Source organism: Paenibacillus bouchesdurhonensis (assembly GCF_900155685.1).
Lineage (GTDB): Bacteria > Bacillota > Bacilli > Paenibacillales > Paenibacillaceae > Fontibacillus > Fontibacillus bouchesdurhonensis.
Genome location: NZ_LT732547.1, coordinates 370839 through 393600 on the forward strand (window position 1 = coordinate 370839; position 22762 = coordinate 393600).

Below are 22762 nucleotides of genomic sequence, written 5' to 3' on the forward strand. Positions count from 1 at the left end.
ATTCGCCTAGGAGGTAGGGTCGTGATCATTACATTAAATATGGAGCCTGGACGGCTCAAACAGCTTTCAGCGTCGGAAGTGGAACGGAATATCATGAACCAGCTAAGATTGAGCCCGGCTGTTCACATCTATCGCTTGCCGGAACAGCTCGATTTTGAATTGCGCACGAGAGCGGCGATTGTGAAGGCTGCAAAGGATTTTTACGCAGGAGGAACCAAATTTGCGACCTTCAAAAACTCAAGGGCTAACGAGCAGTATTGGACACGCATGTCTAACGGTGGATTTAGCTTAAAGGAAGAGGCGCTGCCTTCAGAAGCGATTGTCGATATATTTAATAATGGCTATAGATATGCTATGGAGTGCGCCACGGCGATGGTCGTTATTCTTTATAAAGGAGTGCTGGATTCCATCGGCGCCGAGGCTTTTAATAGGCACTTCAATCAACTGGTGCTCTACGATTGGCAATATGATAGTGATCTGCAACTGATCCAGACACAGCAGGCTGCTGCGGGGGATGTTGTCTATTTTGAGAATCCCGATTTCAACCCGCAAACGCCTGAATGGCAGGGGGAGAATGCGATTGTATTGGATAATAGCCTCTATTTCGGTCATGGGCTCGGTATTTCATCGGCTGAATCTATAATTGATGCCTTGAACGCAAAAAGAAAGCCAGGAAGCACGACCTCCGCCTTTTTATCCAATCTGATTGTGCATCCGGATTTTGAATATATTCGCAGACTTGGGGGGGCATAGCTAGCGACAACGATCGTTCGACATATTGCGAGAAAATACTACCAATTATTCAAATTTATTTCACAATATAAAATATTTTTCTAGACCTAACTGATGGACTATGTTATACCGATAATAGGTTAAGGAAAACTTATTATCGTAGGGGGAAAAATCGTGGAAAAAAGTCCAAAATCGTTTGTTGCTGCACTACTATTAGCTTTCTTTTTGGGATCATTAGGAGTTCATCGTTTTTACGTTGGCAAGGTTGGAACAGGAATTCTTCAGCTGCTTACTCTAGGTGGTATGGGAATCTGGACATTAATCGACTTTATTCTCATCGCTGTAGGCAGCTTCAAGGATAGTGAAGGCAGACCAATCAAGGCTTAGGTTCAATACATAAGACAAGCTGTAGAACTTCAAGTCGATAGTGCTTTAAATGCGCTATTTCACAAGACATACTTAAATGAAAGCGACCGTGCTTTGGCTTAGTGCCGAGTGCGGTCGCTTTCGCTTTCATTTATTGAGCGTATTGCTCGATTTGCTCAGAAGAATATATGGCCGTTTGCTTAGGGGCGCTCATAGCCATGCGGTACATTGCCCGGGCTACGGTCTTCGCCTCTATAGCTCTATATTTCCTTAGGGGGCCGATAAATAGGAAGGACAGGGCTTGAAAGATCACGCCTCCCCATCGTTCGGCAAGGCGATATTCCTGGCGATCGCCCAGCAATAGAGAGGGGCGCAGAATGGACAGACTGTCGTAAGGCATTTCGCGGAGCTCCCGCTCGGCGATGCCCTTGATCCGGGAATAGAATGCCGGGGAGTCGGCATTGGCTCCGATCGCGCTGATGAACAGAAAATGCCGTGCCCCTTGCCTCAGCGCCAGCTTGGCAACCGTTAGCGGATATTCGACATCGATTTTGTACATGGCATCCTGTGTTTTGGCCTTTTTAATCGTCGTTCCCAGGCAGCAAAATACGTCGTCAGCGGTGAAATGCTGCTCGTAATGCTCCAGTTGGTCAAAGTTGATTATAAGCTCGGTGAGCTTCGGATACTCCACATGAAGGGGAGCCCGGACGAGGGCGACCACGGAGTCGTAATGCTGCTCCTCAAGCAGTATATGGAGCAGCTGACGGCCAACGAGGCCACTGCCACCAACAATCAGGGCTTTTTTTATCATCGTAATGCTCCTCTCGAATAAATCAAGTCTGCGGGATAGGTGTATGCATTTAGTTTACTATAGTTGAATTGCTTATGGATTTGTTTTGCAGCGCTCGCAAGTGTACAATGTGGACGAATGAAGGTTCATCCTTCTATTATTGTTTCAAATTCAGTTAGGATGAGTTGTTAGTTACTTAAGGAGGGATTAGGTTGAAGTATCGGAGATTAGGCAAAACAGAATTGAACGTATCGGTCATCGGCATCGGAACATGGCAGTTTGGCGGTGAATGGGGAATGCAGTTCAATCAGGATGAGGTGGATGCCATCCTCGATAAAGGCCAGGAATGCGGCATTAATCTCATTGATACAGCAGAATGCTATGGCGACCATCTCTCTGAGTCGTTCATCGGCGATTATTTGAGCCGCCGCAAGCGGGAGGATTGGATTGTCGCAACGAAATTCGGCCATCATTTTCACGAGCGCTTCACCCGTACGGATGTATTTGATGCAGAGGATGTGCTGAAGCAACTGGATGCCTCGCTTAAAGCACTGAAGACGGATTATATCGATTTGTATCAATTCCATTCGGGGCCCGATCAGGTCTTCGATAATGATAAATTATGGACGATGCTGGACAAGCAGGTTGAGGCCGGCAAAATACGCCATTTAGGTACTTCAATCGGCAGCAATGATAATTTGCACCAGACCGATGCATCGAGCGAGGTCAATTCCAAGGCTATCCAAGTCGTATATAATCGCCTGGATCGCGTACCGGAGAATCGGGTATTTCCCTCTTGCGAACGTCAGGACCTCGGCGTGTTGGCTCGGGTTCCGCTGGCTAGCGGCTTCTTGAGCGGCAAATACAAGCCTGGAGCCCAATTCGATGCAACCGATGTGCGGCATCGTCAGGATGCTGAGGTCGTGCGCCGCAAACTGGAGGAGGTAGAGCGGATTCGCCGGGAGGAAGTACCGGCGGGCGTGGAAATGGCGCAATGGGCGTTGGCTTGGTGCCTTAAGAATCCTATTGTGAGCTCTGTCATTCCTGGTTGTAAAAATCCTGACCAGGTTGCATCCAATGCAAGCGCAGCGGATTTAGTAGAATAAACGAATAATGAGGCCTCGTTGGCGTTGGACGCTAGCGGGGCCTCATTGTGTCAAGGGTCTATAGAAACAGCCAATAGCTGACGTTCCAATGCATGAAGTGTCAAATACAGAGTACTAAGTAAAAATTTCAAAGGTCATAGTGCCAAAGTGCAGCCTTCAAGCTGCCGATTGGCAGTAGCCCGTGTTAGTCGGCCAAAGTGTTAAAGGACAGCTTGGCTGCTTTTAAGGCTGCACCTCATGCGCCTTCAGGACGATCACCGCGTTATGTCCGCCGAACCCGAAAGAGTTGGATATCCCGATGCGCAGCTTGGATTGTCGAGCCTGATGGGGTACATAGTCCAGGTCGCAAACCGGGTCGGGAGCATCCAGATTGATCGTTGGCGGAATAATGCCCTGCTCCAGTGATTTGACGAGGGCAACAGCTTCGACGGCGCTCGCCGCACCAAGCATATGCCCGGTCATCGATTTATTGGCTGTAATCGGGACTTGATAAGCATGTTCGCCGAACAGCTTCTTGATTGCTTTCGTCTCTGACCAGTCGCCTACCTCTGTACTCGTTGCATGCGCACTGATTACGTCCACGTCCTGCGGCCCGATATTAGCCTCTTTCAGCGCAAGCTTCATAGCGCGGTAAGCTCCGATGCCCTCGGGATGCGTCGCGACGATATGATAGGCGTCGGAAGTCGCGCCGTAGCCGATGATTTCGGCGTAGATGCGGGCGTTTCTCTGTTTGGCATGGGTGAGCGATTCGAGGATAAGGATGCCGGCCCCTTCCGCCATAACGAAGCCGTCGCGGCCTTCATCGAACGGCCTGCTTGCCTTGGTGGGCTCGTCATTGCGCGACGAGAGCGCCGTGGCATTGCCGAAACTTGCTACGGAAATGTCCGTAATCGCCGCCTCCGTTCCTCCGGCAATGATAATGTCGGCACCGCCCGACGCGATGAGGCGGTAGGCTTCCCCGATTGACGTATTTCCAATGGAGCAGGCAGTCACTGGCGATAATGTAGGACCGACGGCTCCGTATTTAATACTGATCATGGCGGCAGCCATATTCGAAATCATCATCGGAACGAGAAGCGGGCTAATTCGCTCGGCTCCTCGTTCTTGCAGCAGGCGGCTTTGCTCAAGAAGTGTTTCTATTCCCCCTGTGCCTGAGCCGACATACACCCCCATGCGCTCCTTATCGATTTGCTCCAAATCCAATCCGGAATCAGACAGCGCCTGATCTGCGGCAGCCAGCGCGAATTGGCAGAAGCGATCCATCCGGCGCGCTTCTTTGTGGCCGAACATAACTTCGGCATCGAAGTCCCGTACCATGCCCGCGATTTTGGTCTTATGCCTGGAGGTATCAAAACTATCAATGAGGGAAATTCCTGATTTTCCGTGAATAAGCTGATCCCAGAACAACTCTACTTGATTGCCGAGCGGTGATATTATGCCCAGCCCCGTAATTGCGACTCTTTCCATAAGAACCTCCTTGAGAGCTGTGATGGGACTTATTGTGTCATATGACTTATCCTATTACAAGTTGTTGATTATTATAGTATAATCAGTACCACTTTAAGTAGGGCTTGAAGGAGGAGTATGAAATGAAGCAGCAGGCGCGATTGCAGGAACTATCCGCTTTCTTGAAGGCGCAGCGCGCCAAGATCGTTCCGCAAATGGTTGGACTGCCGATAGGAGGCCGGCGCAGAACGCCGGGGCTGAGAAGGGAAGAGGTGGCTCAATTAGCTGGCGTAAGCACCACCTGGTATACCTGGCTGGAGCAAGGAAGGGACATCAAAGTGTCCGCGTCTGTACTCGATAATATTGCTGCCGCCCTGCGTCTTACTCGGGATGAGCGCAATTATTTGTATGCGCTCGCGATGGATACGGGGGGAGGTACGGGCGCCGCAGGCCTGCTTCTGCAGGAAGGTCAGCCGGAGATCAGCCCCTCCCTGCAGAAGATTCTGCAAGAGCTGAAATACTGTCCTACGATTATTTCAGATCGAAGATGTCAGATTGTCGGCTGGAATGAGGCGGCTTCTCATGTGTTTCTTGATTTTGAGGAGATTCCGTTAGAGCAGCGGAATATGATCTCATTGCTCTTTACTAGGCAGGAGTTTCGCAGGCTGGCTGTAAATTGGGAGCAATTTGTGCGAGGCTTCCTGGCTATTTTTCGCGCTTATTATGGGCAATATGTGGAGGATGAGTGGTATAATCATTTTTTGTCAGAAATGAAGGAGGCTCATCCTGATTTCAATCATCTCTGGGAGCAAAGCGAGGTCAGCTCGGCACCAGAGGTGATTCTGGAGTTCAGGCATGCGAAGGGGGGCAAAATGCACTTCCAGCTTACCTCGCTGCAGGTGCACGGAAACGTGGATTTACGCTGCAGTATTTATACCCCTGCACCGGAAACAGCTACGGAGTTTAAGCTGAGGCAGCTGATGGAGCGGGAAGAATGAGGGGCCCACAAATTACCAAGTCCCTTTTTGGCGTGCTATAATTATAATGTTCAGAAGAGTAGGCTGGAGATGTGAATCGAAGGCGAAATACGTATAGACAAATAGAGTCAAGGTTAATCTAGACAGGTTAGGCAAGGAGAAAGGTATGGGTATGGAGCGAATACACGCATGGTATAAGTCGAAGCTAGTCATGACAGGCTTACTGTTCGTCCTCAAGCTGATGCTGTTGCGGATGTTCTTTTTTGGAGAAATATATTGGAGCGGTTTGCCCGGGGAACTATTGGCCGTTCTGGGACTGCTATGTTTAGTAGAGCTGTTAACGCCAGATAGGGCCAAAGCGGTCGTTTATTGGAGCCTGAACGCCATCTTTTCTTTTCTTCTGTTCTCGACGGCTCTTTATTATGCCCATTTTGGGACAGTGCCTACGTATGCTGTATTAAGCGGGCTGAATCAAGTTCCCCAAGTACGGGCTAGTGTCAGTGCGCTGCTGCGGCCGGAGCAGTTTTTGTTTTTTGCCGATTTCGTGCTCGCTGCGGGTTGGCAGGTTATCCGTGCCTTAAGACGGCGCCGAAAGGGTTCAGTTTATACATTTATGCTTAAGGAGCAAACGAGTCGGAAATGGGCTTGGAACACTGTAGTAACGGTATTGCTTCTAATCAGTGCTGCCTCATCCTTATATTATGTGCGGCAAGGCAAGCTAATCGACAATGAGCTCGTTCGGGCAGAGAAGGTCGGGTTTCTGAACTATCAAGTCGTGGCTGCGATCAGCAGCCGTGAGGAAGACCAGATGATCGCGGAAGGGAACATCGAAGAGACGAAGGCTAACATTGAAAAGCTGCAGAGCAGCTATCCTTACCGCACTGAGACAGACGCTGTAGACGGAATGAGATCCCCCGATTATTTCGGGATCGCGGAAGGGATGAATCTGATCGTCATCCAGATGGAATCTTTTCAGAATTTTCCCATTAATTTAAAGCTGAATAATGGAGCTGAGGTCACGCCGGTATTAAATAAATTGGCTGGAGAGGGCATCTATTTTCCCCACATTTATCAGCAAATCGGACAAGGCAACACATCGGATGCAGAATTTATGTTCAATACCTCTATTTATCCGACGGCGGCCGTGGCGATGTCTACGGGCTATGGCGACCGCGAGTTGCCCAGCCTGCCCAGATTGCTGCAGCAGCAGGGCTACACCGCTAATACGTTTCATGTCAACAACGTGACGTTCTGGGATCGAAACAAGCTGTATCCTGCGCTTAATTTTAATCAATATTATGATAAGCCTGCCTTTAACAATGATCATTTCAACGATTATGGAGCTTCTGATGAAGAGATGTACCGGGTCGGCGTAGAGAAGATGAAGGATCTTCATGCGAGGAACAAGCGTTTTTATGCCCAGTTTGTTACGACCTCCAGTCATTCGCCGTTCGTCGTTCCGGAGTCTTTCCAGCAAATTGAGCTGCCGGCCGAACTGGAAGGCACGAATCTGGGAAATTACATGAATGCGATCCATTATACCGATTATGCTATCGGCGAGCTGATCGGGCAGTTAAAGGAAGCCGACTTGTGGGATAACACCATGCTTGTTTTCTATGGAGACCATTTCGGCCTTCAGCCGAAGGAGACAAGTGCGCAGGAAATCGAGGCGCAGCTTGGCGTGCCGTATGATGACACGATCAGCCGTTTCAATATTCCATTTATCATTCATGTGCCTGGCAAGCCGCTTGGCATTGTGTCGGAGCGGGCCGGGGGACAGGTGGATATGCTGCCGACTGTAGCGAATATCCTGGGCCTCTCCTTGAAAAGGGAGCAATTCACCGCATTCGGTCAAGATTTGCTAAATATTGATCGTAATTTATTCGGCGTCCGCTATTACCTGCCGACGGGCTCCTTCTTCAACGACGAAATTATGTTCATACCGGGACAAGGTTTCGAGGATGGACAAGCCATATCGATTAAGACGTTGGAGCCTGTGGCCGACTTTGCCCAGTATCGTCAGGATTATGAATATGTAACGTCGCTCATGAAGCTGTCGGATGAGTATGTGAAGCTACTGCCGAAGCGCCGCTAGTATCATAACTTTTTATACGGCTCCCTAAGAAAATAATCTTCGGGAAAAGCGCCGAAAGGCGTTTTTTTCATTAGGTTCTACCGCTGATAATTGTTCCGTTTTGCCCAAATGCCAGAAAATTTTAGGCAATGAAGAAACTTTTGCCCGTCTGGACACGTCAAATAGTCAAGGCAACGGTAATATGGGTAAGTTACCTATATCAAGACATAGGAGGGGTTAAGCAAGTGAGGAAACTATGGATAACTATTCTATCAGCACTATTAATTTTTCCATTAGTATTACAGACGCAAGCTCATGCAGCACAAGCCATCAGCATTTATATTAATGGGGTCAGACTGCCGACCGATCAGGCGCCGATCCTGGTCAGCGGCCGGGCGATGCTGCCGCTCCGCGCTATATTTGAAGCATTGGACGCGGAGGTGGACTGGAACAATAAGACGAAGACTGTAACCGCCTGGAAAGACGGAACTTCTGTCGTGCTAAAAATAAACAGCAAAACGGCTACGATCGACAATCAAACGGTGGGCCTCGACGTTCCCGCACAGAATGTCAAAGGCAGAACGATGGTTCCCGTTCGTTTTGTCAGCGAAGCATTGGGCGAGGAGGTAGTGTGGGACGCTAACAGCAAGACAGTGTATGTGACCACGAACACTACTCCGGTGGCGGCTGAGCCGGTCGGGTACGTATCCGCCAGGGATATCGCCAATAACGGGGACGGGCGCGACTTGCAGGTCAGCTTCTCGCGGGCGTCGAATCAGTCTTCTATCGATCATTACCGGGTGTTCATCGTTAAGACCAACAAAACTTCTAGCTTTAATCTGGCAACTGCCTTGAAGGTTCCTTCTGCAAATTATACGAGCGTATCGGTCGGAAGCGTTGATCCTACGGTCACATTGACGTCTCAATCTCGTGACGTGGACGGGGATTTGATTAAAGCGAACCAAGCTTATGTTGCTTATGTTGTCTCGGTCGGCAAGGGCAGCTTAGCCAGCGCACTGTCTTATCCATCCGCTGCCATCACATTGGGCACTAGCCATTCCGTGGAAGCAGCAACGAATGTTAGAGTCAGTGACGTCAGCGATTATGGAGACGGCAGAGATTTGTATGTAACATTTACGAAGCCATCCAAAGATAGCGACATTTCCAGCTACCGCATCTTTGTTGTGAAGACGAAGGATGCCGGAAAATTTGATCTTGCTGCGGCAAACAAGCTGTCCAGCCAGTATTACACCGTTGTCAATAAAACATCGAACAGCACGCTGACAGCTGCATTGAGTTCCAGCGCGCGCGACACTTCCGGAGATTATATTAAGAACGGCGTCTCTTATACTGTATTCGTACAGTCCGTCAGCAATAACACCGCCACGGCATCGCATAAGCTGTCTGCAGCGTCATCTTCGATTACGCTGAACAGCGGATCCGTTGCGGCGCCTGTCATAACACAGGTCATCGATGAAAGCGATTATGGAGATGGCCGCGATTTGCGCATCAGCTTCACGAGGCTGTCGGATGAATCAAGAATTAGCGGTTATCGCGTGTTTGTCGTGAAGGCTAACGACTATGGCTCCTTTAACCTAGCAAAAGCAAACAATGTATCTAGCGCGAACTATACGGAGTGGAGCAAAGACGGCTATAACTTTAATCGTAACTTGCCCTCCGGAGCAAGGGATGTCGATGGAGCAACCATTCGCAATGGCGTCAGCTACCGGGTATTCGTAATGGCGGTTGGCAATGGCGCTTATGCAGGCAACAATGCACTGTCCAATCCGTCTTATGCCATTACTCTGCTCAATAACTACAGTGTGGGCACGATTTCTAACTTAAGCGTAAGTGATGTCAGCGACTATAATGATGGCCGCGACTTGTTAGTCTCGTTTAACCGGGCATCGGATGAATCCAATCTGAGCCATTACCGCGTGCTTGTCGTGAAGGCTTCGAATGCGGACAGTTTCAACCTGGCAAAAGCAAATAATGTAAACAGCTCGAATTATACGCAAATCAATAAAGGCAGCAACAGCTATGTGCAGCAAGCATTGTCATCCGGTGCGAGAGACGTCGACGGGGCAGCGATCCGCAACGGTGTTAGCTATCGGGTGTTCATCCTGTCGGTAGGCGGCGGCAGTTATTCGGGCAGCAATACGCTATCCAAGGCATCCTCTACGATTACATTGTCTAACAACTATAGCGTAGGCGCCGTAAACGGCCTGGATGTAAGAGATGTGAGTGATTATAATGATGGCCGCGATTTGCAGGTCTCATTCAATCGGGCTTCTGATGAATCGAATATTAGCCACTATCGTATTTTTGTTGTGAAGGCAGCGAATGCCAGCAGCTTCAATGCTTCCAAGGCTATCAGGGTTTCGAGCAGAGATTACACCCGCGTCGACAAAGCAGGCTCTTATCTGAGTCAGACGCTTCCTTCTTCCGCAAGGGATGTCGATGGAGCGGCCATTCGCAACGGCGTCAGCTACCGTGTATTCGTACTTTCGGTAGGCTATGACGGCTCCGTTAGCCAGAACGCTTTGTCCTCCCAATCCGCGGCGATTACGCTGAGCGGGAATAGCGCGGTAGCAGCGGTCAGCAATTTAACAGCGACAGTGAACGGCAATAACGGCGACGGCAGAGATATCGTCGTCAGCTTCACTCGATCCGCTACGGAAGACAATATTGCAGAGCATCGTATTTTAGTTGTGCCGACAAGTCAGGGCTTCGGCAAGGAAGAGGCCAATGGGGTACGATCTGCGAACTACACAGCGGTAGCGGCGGGCAGAGATGTTTCCCAAGCCTTGACGGCTGCTACCCGTGATGTGAACGGCAACGTGCTGAAGACGGGCGAGACCTACCGGGTATTCGTTCTGTCCGTCTCTAAGAGCAACACGGCTTCCTTGAATGCTCTGGCCGGTCCGTCCGGCGAGCTCAGATTGACGGTCGTTGATCCTGTGGCTCCGGCGGCTTCGGGCGTGAGCGCCTGGGCGGACAGCAATGCGGCAAGCCTGATTGTCAGCTTTACCAAGCCAGCGAACGAGAACGGAGTATCCTCGTATGCGGTGCTGCTCGTACCGGCAGGCGAGGGAATGACGGAGTCCCGGGCAAGTGGACTTGGGACAGGAGCGTATAAAACCGTCAGCAAAGGCGGAACTCCGATCGTAACCTTCACCGAAGCTGACTTGGACGCATCGGGTAATCCGATTATGGCCGGTGTAACCTACCAGGTTTATGTGCTATCGATTGCCGACGGAACGAACGCAACAGTGAACCGTTTGTCCGATCCGTCTAATTCTGTAGTTCTCGTCAGCAGTAATCCTTTAGAAGCCAGATAACTGCTTGGCCGAGCTCAATGGTAAACTTATTATTTAGTAGTAAATTGTGTCTTCTTAATTTCCTAAGTTATGAACTATACGTGGTGTGGATAGGTTATCTTTGAAACCAGATTGATGTTATTCGCACTTCAATTTTCTAAAGTACTAAGCAGTCTTAATTGGGTATTCTACCTGATAAGGCTGCTTATTTTAATAGAATCTTTCGGGTAAAAGTAGGTTGATGGTAAAAGTTATATATCTCACTTGTTTTTCAGGTTTTAGATTTTAGTCAATTTCAATTCATTTTGTTCTATAGAATACTAATTTTCATGGCTTTTCTTAAACTATATACAACTTAATTATGATTAAAAGCTGATCAATAGGCAGGCAATGGATCCTAGTGAAACTCTTGATTTTTGGATTGCTTGAAGTATTAATAGGTAAAATAAAACCTTCAAATAATAGCTTGACCCTCCATTCACCTTAAGGGTGCATAAGAATGGGCATCAAGCGTTGTATACAGTAGTTTGTTGGTTGTCATGAAGAAGATAGCGAGATAAAAGTAATATGATAATAACCATAAGTTCTCCGTTAAGTTCTCCGTTTCACTGTTTGTACAAGTTCGTTAATCCCTTCCAAGTAATCCATTGATCATCTTGTTGTGGAACCAGTGGAGAGTGCCTCCTTAATGCAGCTTAATCGTTCTGACCCAATTCAGAGATTTTTGCATCATACGTTTAAGCTGATAGGCACGGTTATTTAGATTGTTGTCGCATCAGAGCTTCTCTTGTGTAATTTTCTTGTATGTGAGCTTTCCAATTCAAAAGTCAAGATGATGCCATTCTTTACTTCAGAGTCATCCATTCCCTACAAGCCGGACAAGCAAATATTGAGCCGTACTCGGAGTAAAAATTCTTCTTAAGCATGTATTTCACCTTTTTTGTTCCTAATATCCTCCAAATAAAGTATTTTACTTTGAAAATCTACTGGATTCATCTTATCTTTACTGCTGTGTGTGAGATTATCTTCATTCATCACGCCCTAGTAACATGTTATCTAGAGCAATCAATAAAGTTATTGAAGCTTTTATTAACACCTTCAATTACAATGTTTTGATTACTTGAATATATTACCTATTAATGGTGTTATTGGGATATTATAAGTTAGAGAGTATAAAGTTGTGGTATTGAACAATTCTTGTCATCGTTGAAACTATTTTAAGGAGGGTATTTATGAAACGTACATTATTAGCAGTTTTTATTTTTGTTTTGATTTTTAGTCTCCCAGTACAAGCAGTTGATTATGAAATTGTTAAAATTGATGGAAGTGTAAGCAAAGATGATGCATACGAACTAAAAGCTATTATGCTAACCCTTGACCCTGAAGATAGAGAGAATGTACTTGTTATTAAACCAGATGGAAGTTTTCTGGCAAATAAAAGGGAAATCAGGGACGAATTTATAAAACAAAACTCTGGGAAATTTGAAGAGAATGGTAGATTGAAAACAAGGCATATCAAATCCTCTGAAGAGATCAATGAATCTTACGTTACTGCTACAGTAGAGGATAGTAAGATTTATAATTATGGTTTAGGCGAGGAATTTACAACAATGGCTTACACAAACCCATCTCTTAATTGTCTTAATACAGTATCATCTGCTAATAGCACAGGGCCTTTTAGAAGAGTAGAATCTCAAAAGGGATTTACAAGATTTGAAAGTAATATTTATTTACCATCTAAAGCAGATTCAGATGTTTTTATAGCTGATAATACAACAATTGCGACATCCAATGATAAAGCATATATTTATACGGGAGGCAATGCTTACAGTTCTAATGGGCAATTTGTTGCAGGAGTTGATTTGGGTCTAGCTCTAAATTATCCAGCAGGGTCATCTCCAAGTAATGAGACATGGGGAATGTATGCTAGCGGTGGAGTGATTGAAGATCCAACTCAATTAGGGAACTTTAAAATGGGACAAACAGTATTTATGAAATATTATATTTCTGCAGATAATTATCATGCATTAAATGTTCAAGGACAAGCTAAAAATGGTACCCCTATCACAAGGACTGTAGTTATGATAACAAGTGGTAACTATTTTACTGAAGCAAATAAAGCCAACATTACTGTAAGAAGAGTGACATCAATTGCACAGACACGTAATAGGGAAGCAACAGGTTCTTTTGTTAAAAATGTGAATTGGACGAACTCCAAGGTTGGTGTAACCCCTACAGGAATGAATTTAATGAATTCCTCAAATACCTGGTATCAATGTGGTTATGGATTATCTAATGTATCAGTAGATTATGTCAACCAAGCAAATGAAAAAGTATGGATTAATACTAATACTCTTCCAAAATAAAGTTTAAAAACTACTATATATTTTAAACTGATAGTTTAATAAGGGGGGCAAAATGAAAAGATTGAGTTTGTTATTTTCATTGTTTGTATTGTGCTTTGTGCTTATCAATTCGAAAACCTCAAAGGCAGCAGTATTCGAAGAGGGCAATGTCATTTTAAAGTTGAATAATTCCTTTTTGGTATACTCTCAACAGGAAATGCCTCAAATTAATAATGGTCATGTATTCATACCAATTCGAATGATTGGGGATTTGATGGGGACTAATGTTATTTGGAATAATATGAGTAAAAGCATTATAATTCAAGATGATGACAAAACAATAAAAATGAGTCTTAACGAAAAAGCAGTTACGGTTAATAACGATGAAATTATTCTAGAGACCCCACCTTTTTTTAAAAACAATACGGTGTTTGTTCCATTGAGATTTCTAACGGAAGTTATGAATATTAATGTTAATTATTATGAAGATAAACGAGTTGTCGAGGTACAAAGTGAGAAATTCTTAAACACTGAAACTGTTTCAATAATTGATGAAATGATGAATAAAGATGAAGCTTACGAGGGGATGATTGTCCCATTATCCGTGAAAACCAAGCAAGAAAAGCATGGTAATACCCTACTTATTGAAGTACAAAATTATTCAGAAACTACGATTAATAAATATGAGTTGCATAGGAATATTATCTTTTTTAGAAGCGAAACTTCTGTTGCTTTTGCCGGATCAAAAGGTGAGAATTACCATCAAAGTACCCCTGGATATAATAAAGTTGAGATTGGGGCAAATGGAAGAATTACAGATGAAATCCCTCTTGTAAAGGATATACAGGGAGATAGACTAGGTAATTACAAATACATTTTAAGTAATTACTTTAAAATCAAGTAACAAATCTTGGTCAGATGTAAACATTAAGTTCTTGATAAGGCGTTGGATAAGGTTTGTTTACTCGACTATCTAAAGGATAAAGATGTAACTTATAAAATAAAGCCATTCGAAATAAACGAATGGCTTTATTTTATCCTGGTGCGCCCGGCATGGGCGATAACTAGGTGGTGAAAGTCCACTACAGGCTTGGCAGTAGGAACTGTTAGCCGAAGGCAAGGGTGTCGACCGTGAGGCCGAATCTGAAGGAAGCCGGAGGCAAACCCTCGGTCTGACGAACAGAAATCACATACAAGGCATGATGAGACGGACGAGCTTGCCAGACAAAGCAAAGTCCAATACTGCCCGAATCTCATGATGTAAATGTGGCAGATAGATGAGGAGAAAGTTATCGCTCTTACCCGGGGAGGTCTCACAGACGTGGAGTAGGAAAAAAAACCGAAAGACGAAGTAAAGCTTGCTGTGAGAAGTCAGCAGAAGCCATAGTACGCAAGCCGCGAAAGCGACTAGCAGAAGGGCTGAACAATCGCAAGTCTCGAATACAGACTGAAAGGAGAATCGGTGCGATGAAGGCAGAATACCGAAAGGGCTGCCTGCAAAGAGATAGCGTGGAACGCGAAGGGTATGCAGGAGTGCGGAGTATCGAAGCTCGGGAAAGTAAAGAAAGAGACGGTGCAAAGAACCTGATGGAACGTATCCTGGACAGAGACAATCTGAATCGGGCATACAAGCAGGTCAAAAGCAACCACGGAGCGCCGGGAGTCGATGGGATGACGGTCGAAGCGGCGCTGCCGTGGCTGCAGGAACATAGAGACGAGCTTTTGCAAAGCATCCGAGAAGGCAGCTACAAGCCAAGCCCGGTGCGGCGTAAGGAAATCCCCAAGCCAGATGGAAGCGGAGTACGAAAGCTAGGCATCCCGACTGTAGTGGATCGGGTGATCCAGCAAGCGATTGCCCAGCAACTGCAACCGATATTCGAGCGGATCTTCTCGGACGGAAGCTACGGCTACCGTCCGGGGCGCAGTGCGCAGCAAGCCATTCGAAAAGTAAAAGCATATGCCGAGCAAGGCTACGGACATGCGGCTGAAATTGATCTGTCGAAATACTTCGATACATTGAACCACGAGCTCCTTTTGAACTTGCTGCGCAAACAAATCCAGGACAAACGCGTTATTGACCTAATCAAGAAGTATCTGAAAAGCGGCGTGATGGAGAACGGCGTGCGCCACGCGACGGAAGAAGGATCGCCGCAAGGTGGGCCATTGTCCCCGCTATTGGCAAACATCTATCTGAACGAATTCGATCAGGAGATGGCAAGCCGAGGCGTGAAGATTATCCGTTACGCGGATGATATCGTCGTGCTCGCGAAAAGCAAGCGGGCAGCCACAAGGTTGCTGGAATCCAGTCGAACGTATTTGGAGAAGAAGCTTAAACTCCAAATGAACATGCAGAAAAGCAAGATCGTCAGTGTCGTGGCGCAGAAACATTTCAAATTCCTCGGATTCGCACTAGGAAAGAACGGAAACGGCGTATACATACGCGTCCACCGTCAATCCCTAGCCAAGGCAAAAAAGAAGCTGAAAGAACTAACGAAACGAAGCCAAGGCAGGAGTGCGCGACAGGTCATGGAGAAAGTGAAGGCCTACATTCGCGGCTGGATCGGTTACTTCTACGTAGCGGATATGAAGCGAATCCTGCAAAACTGGAACGAATGGCTGCGAAGACGGATACGCATGTACATCTGGAAGCAGTGGAAAAAGCAGAGAACGAAAGTACAGAACCTACGCAAGCTGGGTGTGCCGGAGTGGCAGGCCTACCAATGGGGGAATACGAGGCTTGGATATTGGCGCATCGCCGGTAGCGTGGTGCTGCAACGCTCTATTACAAATGGAAAGCTCGTACAAGCAGGGTATTATGACTTCCCAGCTCAGTACGAGCGTCTACGTCAAATGCACTCAAGCGATTGAACCGCCGTGTACCGAACGGTATGCACGGTGGTGTGAGAGGTCTCGGCTGCTCAACTAATGGGCAGCCTCCTACTCGATTGTACTCGAGGGGAAGCTTATTATTCTATTTATGATGATTTTATGGATAATGCACTATTAGTAAGTGAGACCTGCATGTTCCACGCTTCAAAAACAATAAAGGAAGACAAAATCATGATTCATTTCACTGCGAATGTTATATAAGATTGCTTTACTCAAACTGAAATAATATTAACTTCAAGATAAGATTTCGACAGAACGATTCTAATGAAGGGTTGTCAAGAAGCGTCATAACACAGTAGTCATGCAAATCCCTATTTTTAATACTTGTGAACTTATCCTATTTGACGAGATGCACGGGCGGCGGGCCGTCGCTCTTGAGCATGCTGAAACAGGCGATATCGATGAATTTGCCGTCAGCAAATTCGGCCTCTCGTTCGACTCCTTCATGGCGGAAGCCTAGCGATAATAGCATGCGCTGATCGGCTTGATTACTGCCCTCGATTCGGGCTTCGATTCGGTTCAGTTCCATGGTGTCGAAGCCAAAGTCAGTCAGCGCGCCTAATGCTTCCTTAAGAAACCCCCGTTTTCGGTATTCGGGATGGATCTCGTATACAAGCTCAGCCTTATAATGAGCTTTGTTCCAATGGGAGAAACCACAGGAGCCGATCATTCGGTTGCTGTTATTCAAATAAATTCCAAAACGGATGCCTCTCTGCTCCTGATAAGGGGTCATGAACCATTCCTGAATGCGGTAGGCTATGGCCTCGCGTTCTTGAAATCGTGGCTCGCGGGCTTCCTTTTTCGCCTGAACTGGCAGGTGCTTGTTATGTCCCGGACGAGTCTTCATCATTACGGAATTTCCATATAACTCTGCGGCCGCGTCCATATCCTCCAGCGTCACTTCTCGCAATTGAAGACGCTCGGTGGATAGGGCGGGGAAGCGGTCAAACATGGTGATCCTCCTTGGTACATCATTATTCTGCGGTCCTAGTATCCATATCCTATATATTATAACCGATGATTGCCATAATCGCTTCTTGAGACGGATTGAAAACCCCCACTTATTTCATCGAAACCTGTCGTTTGACAATCAAACCTAACGTTAGTACCCTTACAATAATAACTTGTACCCGAAAGGTATCATGATGAAAGATATGCATGAAATGAACGATGTTCTTATATATGTATCCAAAAGCGGAGAGCTGGATGATCGATATATTTGGAGAAAAGAGCAACTTTATCGGGGGATGAACGGCAAATTTGTTGAGCGCTTCTATATCCCCTCGGGGCAGAGCTACATCTTCAAGCCGGTAACGCATGAGGGGAGCAGGGATCGCGAGGCCTGGGTATACGAGCATATTCTATCTGCCTTTCCACCTATATATCCGCAGCTGCTCGGCTGTTCTACGCCTGGGCAGGGCGAGGCAGGCTGGAGTATCTTTGAGGATCTCGGCGCCTTGAGTCACCGGTTCGATGTGAAGCATGCTCTGTTCATTGCCAAGCAAGTGGCTTGGTGGCACTCTTTGCCCAAGGATCATTGGCAGGATGTGCCGACGCGGGACAGAAGCCGAATATGAAGCAGATGTTGGCCGATTTGCAGCGCCGTAAAGAAGAGGCGGAGGACTCCCTGGAAGACATCGCGATGCCGCGGGAACTGGTGGGCGAAATGCTGTACAAGCTGGATCAACAGGCTTCAAGCCTGCTGGACGAGAAGGCAGAAGTTTTGTCTCACGGTGACTTGCATTTAGGCAATTATGCGATAGCGAAGAACGGTAAGCTGTACATTTTGGACTGGGAGCATGCTCATCTGAACGTCCCCTACTGGGATTTGTATCATTTGCTCGATATGTCGCATCCACGTTACCCGAAGCAAATAACGCCTGCTTCCAGGGAACGGATACTGCGGTATTATTTGAAGCAGTCCGCCTATTACGGGAAGACTTGGAATGAGGAAGCTTTCATCAGAGATTACTGCCTTTTTGCTGCGGCATTCTCACTATGGATGCTCATTCTGATCTCAGATGATTTACTGCGGGGAAACAGTGTATGGTCGAAGGAAGAACTGCTGTCTCAGCGCAATGAGGTGAAGGCCAGCTTGAGCGATTGCTGGAGTAGGGCAAAGACCGTACACGATCAGGGCCAGGGCCATCATTTATTGCACAACACAGAAAGGGCGGGGAATCAGTGAAAAAAGTCGGTTTAGTTATGCGTAAAATCCAGTTTGCCGAAGCCCAGGGGCCTCGTGTTTTTGCGGAGCGCCTCCGGGCTATGGCTGCGGAGCTTGGAGTAGAAATTATCTTTATCTCGCCAGAGCGTCATGTCAGCGGCCATGATTGGGTTCCGGGCTATGAGCATGAAAAAGGGGATCTGGTGAATTACGATATCGTCTTGGATCAAATTCACGCCCAGGGGATTGAGCATGTCATCTTTACCGTCTCAGGCTTCACTTATTTGAAGATGTTCATCGAGAAGAGCGTATTATTTCCGCACAGCTTCCCTGACCCGGCGCTGACAGGCTACGAGATGATGAAGCCCTTTTACAGTATCGTTGACAAAGCCATCGTGCAGACCGAGTTTTTAAAAAAACAGTTCGACAGTGTGTTCGGCGTCACCGATGTCGATGTGATTCCAATTGGCTTCAACGAGGAGCTGGCGCATCGCTACTTTGATCCCGGCGCGATCGTGCACAACCGCGTGCTGTGGATCGGCCGGGATGAGGAGAATCGCCGGCCGGATCTGGTGCTGGAATATGCCCGGCGCAACCCGGATCAGGAAGTGTATATGGTATTCGGCGGCGAGCGCTACCGGGAGAGCATGAAGAAATATGACATCCCCAGCAACGTTAAGCTGCAATTCGCCCTGTCGCAGGCGGAGATTTTTCAGTTGATGAACTCAGCTAAAGTATACTGGAGCTGCTCCAGATTCGACACGTTTGCGATGCCGCTGACGGAAGCGCTGGCGATGGGCAAAATCATCATCAAGCCGGAGCATCCGTGCTATGACCATATCAGCTCGCGTCACGCCTTTGCGGGAAATGAGCAGAATTGGTTCGAACTGCTCAATATGGCATTGGCGTCGCCCATGTCCCACTCTATGGATAACCGGGAGTATGCCTTTGATAAGTTTTCGAGCAGCGTGATGAAGGAAGGGTATCGCCAGTTTTTTGACGGCTGGCTGCGATGACGCCCCGCTAAAATAGCTGCAGCTATGCGGAAGCGTTGTTAAGGGGCAACCGCGTCCGAAGCTGTTTAATCCGTACGCAAAGCGTAAATCGGTCGCAGCTTGGCTGCCTTATTGGCTGGTATCACACCAAATACAATACCGATGAATAACGAGAAGCTGAATGAAATAATTACTATGGACATAGAGACCTCGGTATTTAAGGTGGACATGCCGGCGATTAAAGCGCTGGCTCCGAAGCCGAGCGCGACGCCGATCAGGCCGCCAAAGCCGCTTAGCGCAGTGGATTCCACCAGGAACTGCAGCAATATATCCCTTTTTTTGGCACCAATCGCTTTACGCACGCCGATTTCCCGTGTTCTTTCACTGACGGACACGAGCATAATATTCATAATGCCGATGCCGCCGACCAGAAGAGAAATACCGGCAATCCCGCCCAGAGCCAACGAGAGCATTTGTGTGGTCGAATTCAGCGTGTCCATCATCTCTTGAGCGTTAAAGATGCTGTATGCATTGTCGGCGTTCAGAAACTTCTCATCCAGCCAGGCTTCCAACCGGGCTTGCGTACTTTGGACGAGATCTGTCGAGGCTGCTTGCACAGTAATAGAGCGAATCCCCCGGCTTTGCAAGAAGCGCTCGGCGGTGGTAATCGGAATAAGAATTTTATCATCATTTGAGCCTGTCGCGCTGGTGCCGATTGTCTCCAGCATGCCGACGATTTTGAAGCTTATCCCGTTTAATTGCAATGTCTCCCCGACCGGATCTTTATTTCCAAAAAAATCGCTGGCTACCTCGGAGCCGATTAATGCAACCTTCATGCGGTATTCATTATCGATATCCAGAATATACCTTCCTGACTGGATGTGGAAATTGTTCACTTCTTCATAAGCTGGCGTAATGCCTTCTACGGAATAGGAATCGTTAACAGTTCCTTTCTTCACGGTGACATTCCCTGTAATTATGGGGGAGACGGCTTGTACCCCGCTGATCTCGTTCAGAGCCATAGCTTCATCATAGCTGAGCGAGGTAGCGGCTCCCCGGCCCATGATATTAACGGTGAGCAGATCGGTACCCAGCCCCTGAAGCTGTTCGGTGATGGAGGACGTCGTGCCCTGACCAACCGAGACCAGGGTGATCACGGAGGAAACACCGATAATAATGCCGAGCATGGTCAGGAATGAGCGTGTTTTATTGCCGACAATGCTCTTAAAGGCCATCCTGATGCATTGGTAAATGTTCAAACCACAGTCCCCCGATCTTCGACAATTTTGCCGTCCATGATCCGGATGATTCGCTTGGCCTGTTCGGCTATGTTCAGGTCGTGAGTAATGATAATAATCGTATGGCCCCGCTGGTTCAGCTCCTGCATTTGGGCCATGACTTCCGCGCCCGTCTTGCTGTCGAGCGCACCTGTCGGCTCGTCCGCCAAGAGCATTGGCGGATTGCCTGCAATGGCGCGGGCGATCGCTACGCGCTGCTGCTGGCCCCCGGACAGTGCTGAGGGGCGGTTATGCATGCGATCCTCCAACCCGACCAAACGCAGCGATTCCGCAGCGGCCCGCCGCCGTTCTTTATGCGGAACGTTGCGGTAGATGAGGGGCAGCTCGACGTTTTCGAAGGCGGATAATTTGGGAAGCAGATTATACTGCTGGAAGATGAAGCCTATTTTTTCATTGCGAATTTGCGCCAACTTATTGTCGGACAGCTTGCGGACATCCTGCCCATCCAGCCAGTAACTCCCTTCATTAGCCACGTCGAGGCAGCCAAGCATATTCATCAGAGTCGATTTTCCCGAGCCGGAGGGCCCGATAATTGCAACAAATTCTCCGTGATGGATGGTAAAAGTAATATTTTGCAGCACGGGCATCATTTCTCCAGCCATGACGTAGCCATGGCCAAGGTCATTGACTTGGATTAACGGCTTCGATGAGTTCGGCGATGGCTTGGTTGTCATCATTAGAAACCGCCTCCGCCGCTGCCGCGCGAAGCTTCTCCGCCGGACATTCCTCCGCCGCTCGGCATGCCTCCAGACACACCGCCCATACCTCCGCTACCCCCGCTAAAACCACCGCCGGACATGCCGCTCCCTGACATGCCGCCTCCGGGCATCATGCGCTGTTCGCCTTGAGTATTGGAGGAAGAGGCTCTTCGGATCGTCGGGATGACAACCTCATCGCCCTCCTGCAGTCCGCTTATAATCTCAATGCTTGTTTCATCGTGTACACCGACCTCAACCTTTTGCATTTGACTTGCGGCTGTACTTCCGCCACGAGCTTCGCGCCCTGATTCAGGTGCCGATCCAGGTGCCGATCCAGATTCAGATGCTGAAGCATTCGGAGATGGCCTATTCCGTTCATTGCCTGCAGGAGCCTCCCCTGCAGAAGCCTCCGTGCTGGAGGAAGCCTTGGCGGGGAGAAGCACCATATAATCTTCTCCCATTTGCTGCACAGCCTCGATAGGCAGGGTCAGCACGTCTTTTTTCTCCTCAAGTATAATGGTTACCTCTGCCGACATGCCTGCGCGAATGCTTTCAGGCTCGTCTAATTTCACCGTAACATCAAACAGAGATACTCCCCCAGAGGCCTTGCCTTCGTTGGCGATATCGGCAACAAGGGCTGTAAAGACTTGATCAGGGATCGCATCCAGCGTAACCTCTGCCCGCATTCCGATCTGCACCTTGGGGATATCCAGTTCGTCGATGCTGACCATAGCGCTTAATGTTTTATAGTCCATAATCGTAAAGAGCTCGTTTCCTTCTTTTGCACGTTCGCCGGATGAAATATTAATCGTGGTCACCGTCCCGTCGATCGGAGCCGTTAGCGGGTCTGGGGCGATCATATCTTCTTTCAAGGAAGCTATCTCATCCACAATGTTTTGGATGCTCTTCTCCTGTTTGGTAATAGACAATTTGATAGATGCGAGAGAGTCTTCGCTTCCTCCTTCGTGGACTTCGCGCTTGAATTTCTCCTGCAATTCCTCCAAATTCAGCTGCTCGGTTTCCAGGGAGGATTCTTTGGCGGCGATACTGTCGCTTAAATCATCGGCTTCAAAGGTAAGAAGCACCTGTCCCTTGGCGACGACATCCCCAGCTTTGACTTTGACTTCGTCGACGATGCCTTCATCCTTGGTGCGCACCGTTTCACTTTCCGTGGTAATGACACTTCCAGCTCCCGAGACGCTGACAAGGATATCTCCTTTGGCTGCTTGCGTTGTGTTCTGCTCCATTGCTGGTTGCTCGGCTCGCTGATTATGAGCTGTAGCTATGTAGAAAACGACTGCCATTAAGAGGACAGCAATAATTCCCGATCCGAGCCAAAGCCATTTTTTCTTCATGAGACTATTCCAACTTTCTATCATAATTATGTATGTACAATCGTAGGAGAGCTTATATATTAGTTTAAATTGGGAGAATGAAACAAACCTTAAATCAAACTGAAAGATTGCTGAAAGTATCTACGGAAGCAGCAAAAAGGCCTATCGCCGAAACCGATGAAGCCTCGGTTCGCAATAAGCCGTCTTAAGCCCTTTTGGGCATTT

General features: G+C 47.7%; 18 protein-coding genes. 12 read left to right on the forward strand and 6 right to left on the reverse strand.

Features of this window, described 5'->3' with window-relative positions; translation table 11 throughout:
- Positions 1-21: 21 nt before the first annotated feature.
- Both CZ379_RS01685 and CZ379_RS01690 read left to right on the forward strand, forming a co-directional pair.
- Positions 22-753, forward strand: a complete 732-nt coding sequence (locus CZ379_RS01685) for a protein-glutamine gamma-glutamyltransferase (protein ID WP_110930014.1) — start codon at positions 22-24, stop codon at positions 751-753.
- Positions 754-906: 153 nt separating this feature from the next.
- Positions 907-1119: a TM2 domain-containing protein gene (locus tag CZ379_RS01690; RefSeq protein WP_110930015.1), complete on the forward strand. Its 213-nt coding sequence runs from the start codon at positions 907-909 to the stop codon at positions 1117-1119.
- A gap of 130 nt (positions 1120-1249) precedes the next feature.
- On the opposite strand, the gene CZ379_RS01695 is transcribed toward CZ379_RS01690, so the two are convergent.
- A complete protein-coding gene (locus tag CZ379_RS01695; protein ID WP_110930016.1) occupies positions 1250-1909 on the reverse strand; it encodes an oxidoreductase in 660 nt (219 codons plus the stop codon).
- 191 nt (positions 1910-2100) lie between these two features.
- Here CZ379_RS01695 and CZ379_RS01700 point away from each other — a divergent pair, with 191 nt between their 5' ends.
- The gene (locus CZ379_RS01700) at positions 2101-2994 is read left to right on the forward strand and encodes an aldo/keto reductase (RefSeq protein WP_110930017.1); all 894 of its coding nucleotides are present in this window, start codon (positions 2101-2103) and stop codon (positions 2992-2994) included.
- 222 nt (positions 2995-3216) lie between these two features.
- On the opposite strand, the gene fabF is transcribed toward CZ379_RS01700, so the two are convergent.
- The gene (gene fabF, locus CZ379_RS01705) at positions 3217-4461 is read right to left on the reverse strand and encodes a beta-ketoacyl-ACP synthase II (protein WP_110930018.1); all 1245 of its coding nucleotides are present in this window, start codon (positions 4459-4461) and stop codon (positions 3217-3219) included.
- A 122-nt stretch (positions 4462-4583) separates the two neighbouring features.
- Here fabF and CZ379_RS01710 point away from each other — a divergent pair, with 122 nt between their 5' ends.
- The 6 genes from CZ379_RS01710 to ltrA all read left to right on the forward strand — a co-directional run bounded on the left by CZ379_RS01710 (position 4584) and on the right by ltrA (position 16024).
- Positions 4584-5438 carry a helix-turn-helix transcriptional regulator gene (locus CZ379_RS01710; RefSeq protein ID WP_110930019.1) on the forward strand — a complete coding sequence of 285 codons (855 nt, stop codon included), beginning with the start codon at positions 4584-4586 and terminating at the stop codon, positions 5436-5438.
- A gap of 151 nt (positions 5439-5589) precedes the next feature.
- Positions 5590-7512: an LTA synthase family protein gene (locus tag CZ379_RS01715; RefSeq protein WP_110930459.1), complete on the forward strand. Its 1923-nt coding sequence runs from the start codon at positions 5590-5592 to the stop codon at positions 7510-7512.
- Positions 7513-7736: 224 nt separating this feature from the next.
- Entirely contained in the window at positions 7737-10832 is a 3096-nt protein-coding gene (locus CZ379_RS01720) for a copper amine oxidase N-terminal domain-containing protein (RefSeq protein WP_110930020.1), read from the forward strand.
- Positions 10833-12043: 1211 nt separating this feature from the next.
- Positions 12044-13177: a hypothetical protein gene (locus CZ379_RS01725; RefSeq protein WP_110930021.1), complete on the forward strand. Its 1134-nt coding sequence runs from the start codon at positions 12044-12046 to the stop codon at positions 13175-13177.
- Positions 13178-13229: 52 nt separating this feature from the next.
- The gene (locus CZ379_RS01730; RefSeq protein WP_110930022.1) at positions 13230-14060 is read left to right on the forward strand and encodes a stalk domain-containing protein; all 831 of its coding nucleotides are present in this window, start codon (positions 13230-13232) and stop codon (positions 14058-14060) included.
- 563 nt (positions 14061-14623) lie between these two features.
- Positions 14624-16024, forward strand: a complete 1401-nt coding sequence (gene ltrA, locus CZ379_RS01735) for a group II intron reverse transcriptase/maturase (RefSeq protein WP_110930023.1) — start codon at positions 14624-14626, stop codon at positions 16022-16024.
- 358 nt (positions 16025-16382) lie between these two features.
- On the opposite strand, the gene CZ379_RS01740 is transcribed toward ltrA, so the two are convergent.
- Positions 16383-16997, reverse strand: a complete 615-nt coding sequence (locus tag CZ379_RS01740; RefSeq protein ID WP_110930024.1) for a GNAT family N-acetyltransferase — start codon at positions 16995-16997, stop codon at positions 16383-16385.
- A gap of 193 nt (positions 16998-17190) precedes the next feature.
- On the opposite strand from CZ379_RS01740, the gene CZ379_RS01745 reads away from it, so the two are divergent.
- The 3 genes from CZ379_RS01745 to CZ379_RS01755 are packed head-to-tail and all read left to right on the forward strand — an operon-like array spanning position 17191 to position 19228.
- The gene (locus tag CZ379_RS01745) at positions 17191-17622 is read left to right on the forward strand and encodes a hypothetical protein (RefSeq protein WP_110930025.1); all 432 of its coding nucleotides are present in this window, start codon (positions 17191-17193) and stop codon (positions 17620-17622) included.
- Positions 17619-18233, forward strand: a complete 615-nt coding sequence (locus CZ379_RS01750) for a phosphotransferase family protein (RefSeq protein ID WP_110930026.1) — start codon at positions 17619-17621, stop codon at positions 18231-18233. Before CZ379_RS01745 ends, CZ379_RS01750 begins: the two co-directional genes overlap by 4 nt.
- Positions 18230-19228 (forward strand): glycosyltransferase, encoded by a 999-nt coding sequence (locus CZ379_RS01755; protein WP_110930027.1) that lies wholly within the window; start codon positions 18230-18232, stop codon positions 19226-19228. Before CZ379_RS01750 ends, CZ379_RS01755 begins: the two co-directional genes overlap by 4 nt.
- 65 nt (positions 19229-19293) lie before the next feature.
- On the opposite strand, the gene CZ379_RS01760 is transcribed toward CZ379_RS01755, so the two are convergent.
- From CZ379_RS01760 to CZ379_RS01770, 3 genes are read right to left on the reverse strand one after another with little or no spacing between them, the layout of a single operon-like run.
- Entirely contained in the window at positions 19294-20466 is a 1173-nt protein-coding gene (locus CZ379_RS01760) for an ABC transporter permease (protein WP_199925402.1), read from the reverse strand.
- Complete coding sequence (locus CZ379_RS01765; protein WP_324616323.1) at positions 20463-21182, reverse strand: ABC transporter ATP-binding protein; 720 nt, start codon at positions 21180-21182, stop codon at positions 20463-20465. Before CZ379_RS01765 ends, CZ379_RS01760 begins: the two co-directional genes overlap by 4 nt.
- Complete coding sequence (locus CZ379_RS01770; protein ID WP_199925403.1) at positions 21182-22558, reverse strand: efflux RND transporter periplasmic adaptor subunit; 1377 nt, start codon at positions 22556-22558, stop codon at positions 21182-21184. Before CZ379_RS01770 ends, CZ379_RS01765 begins: the two co-directional genes overlap by 1 nt.
- Between the last annotated feature and the right edge of the window lie 204 nt (positions 22559-22762).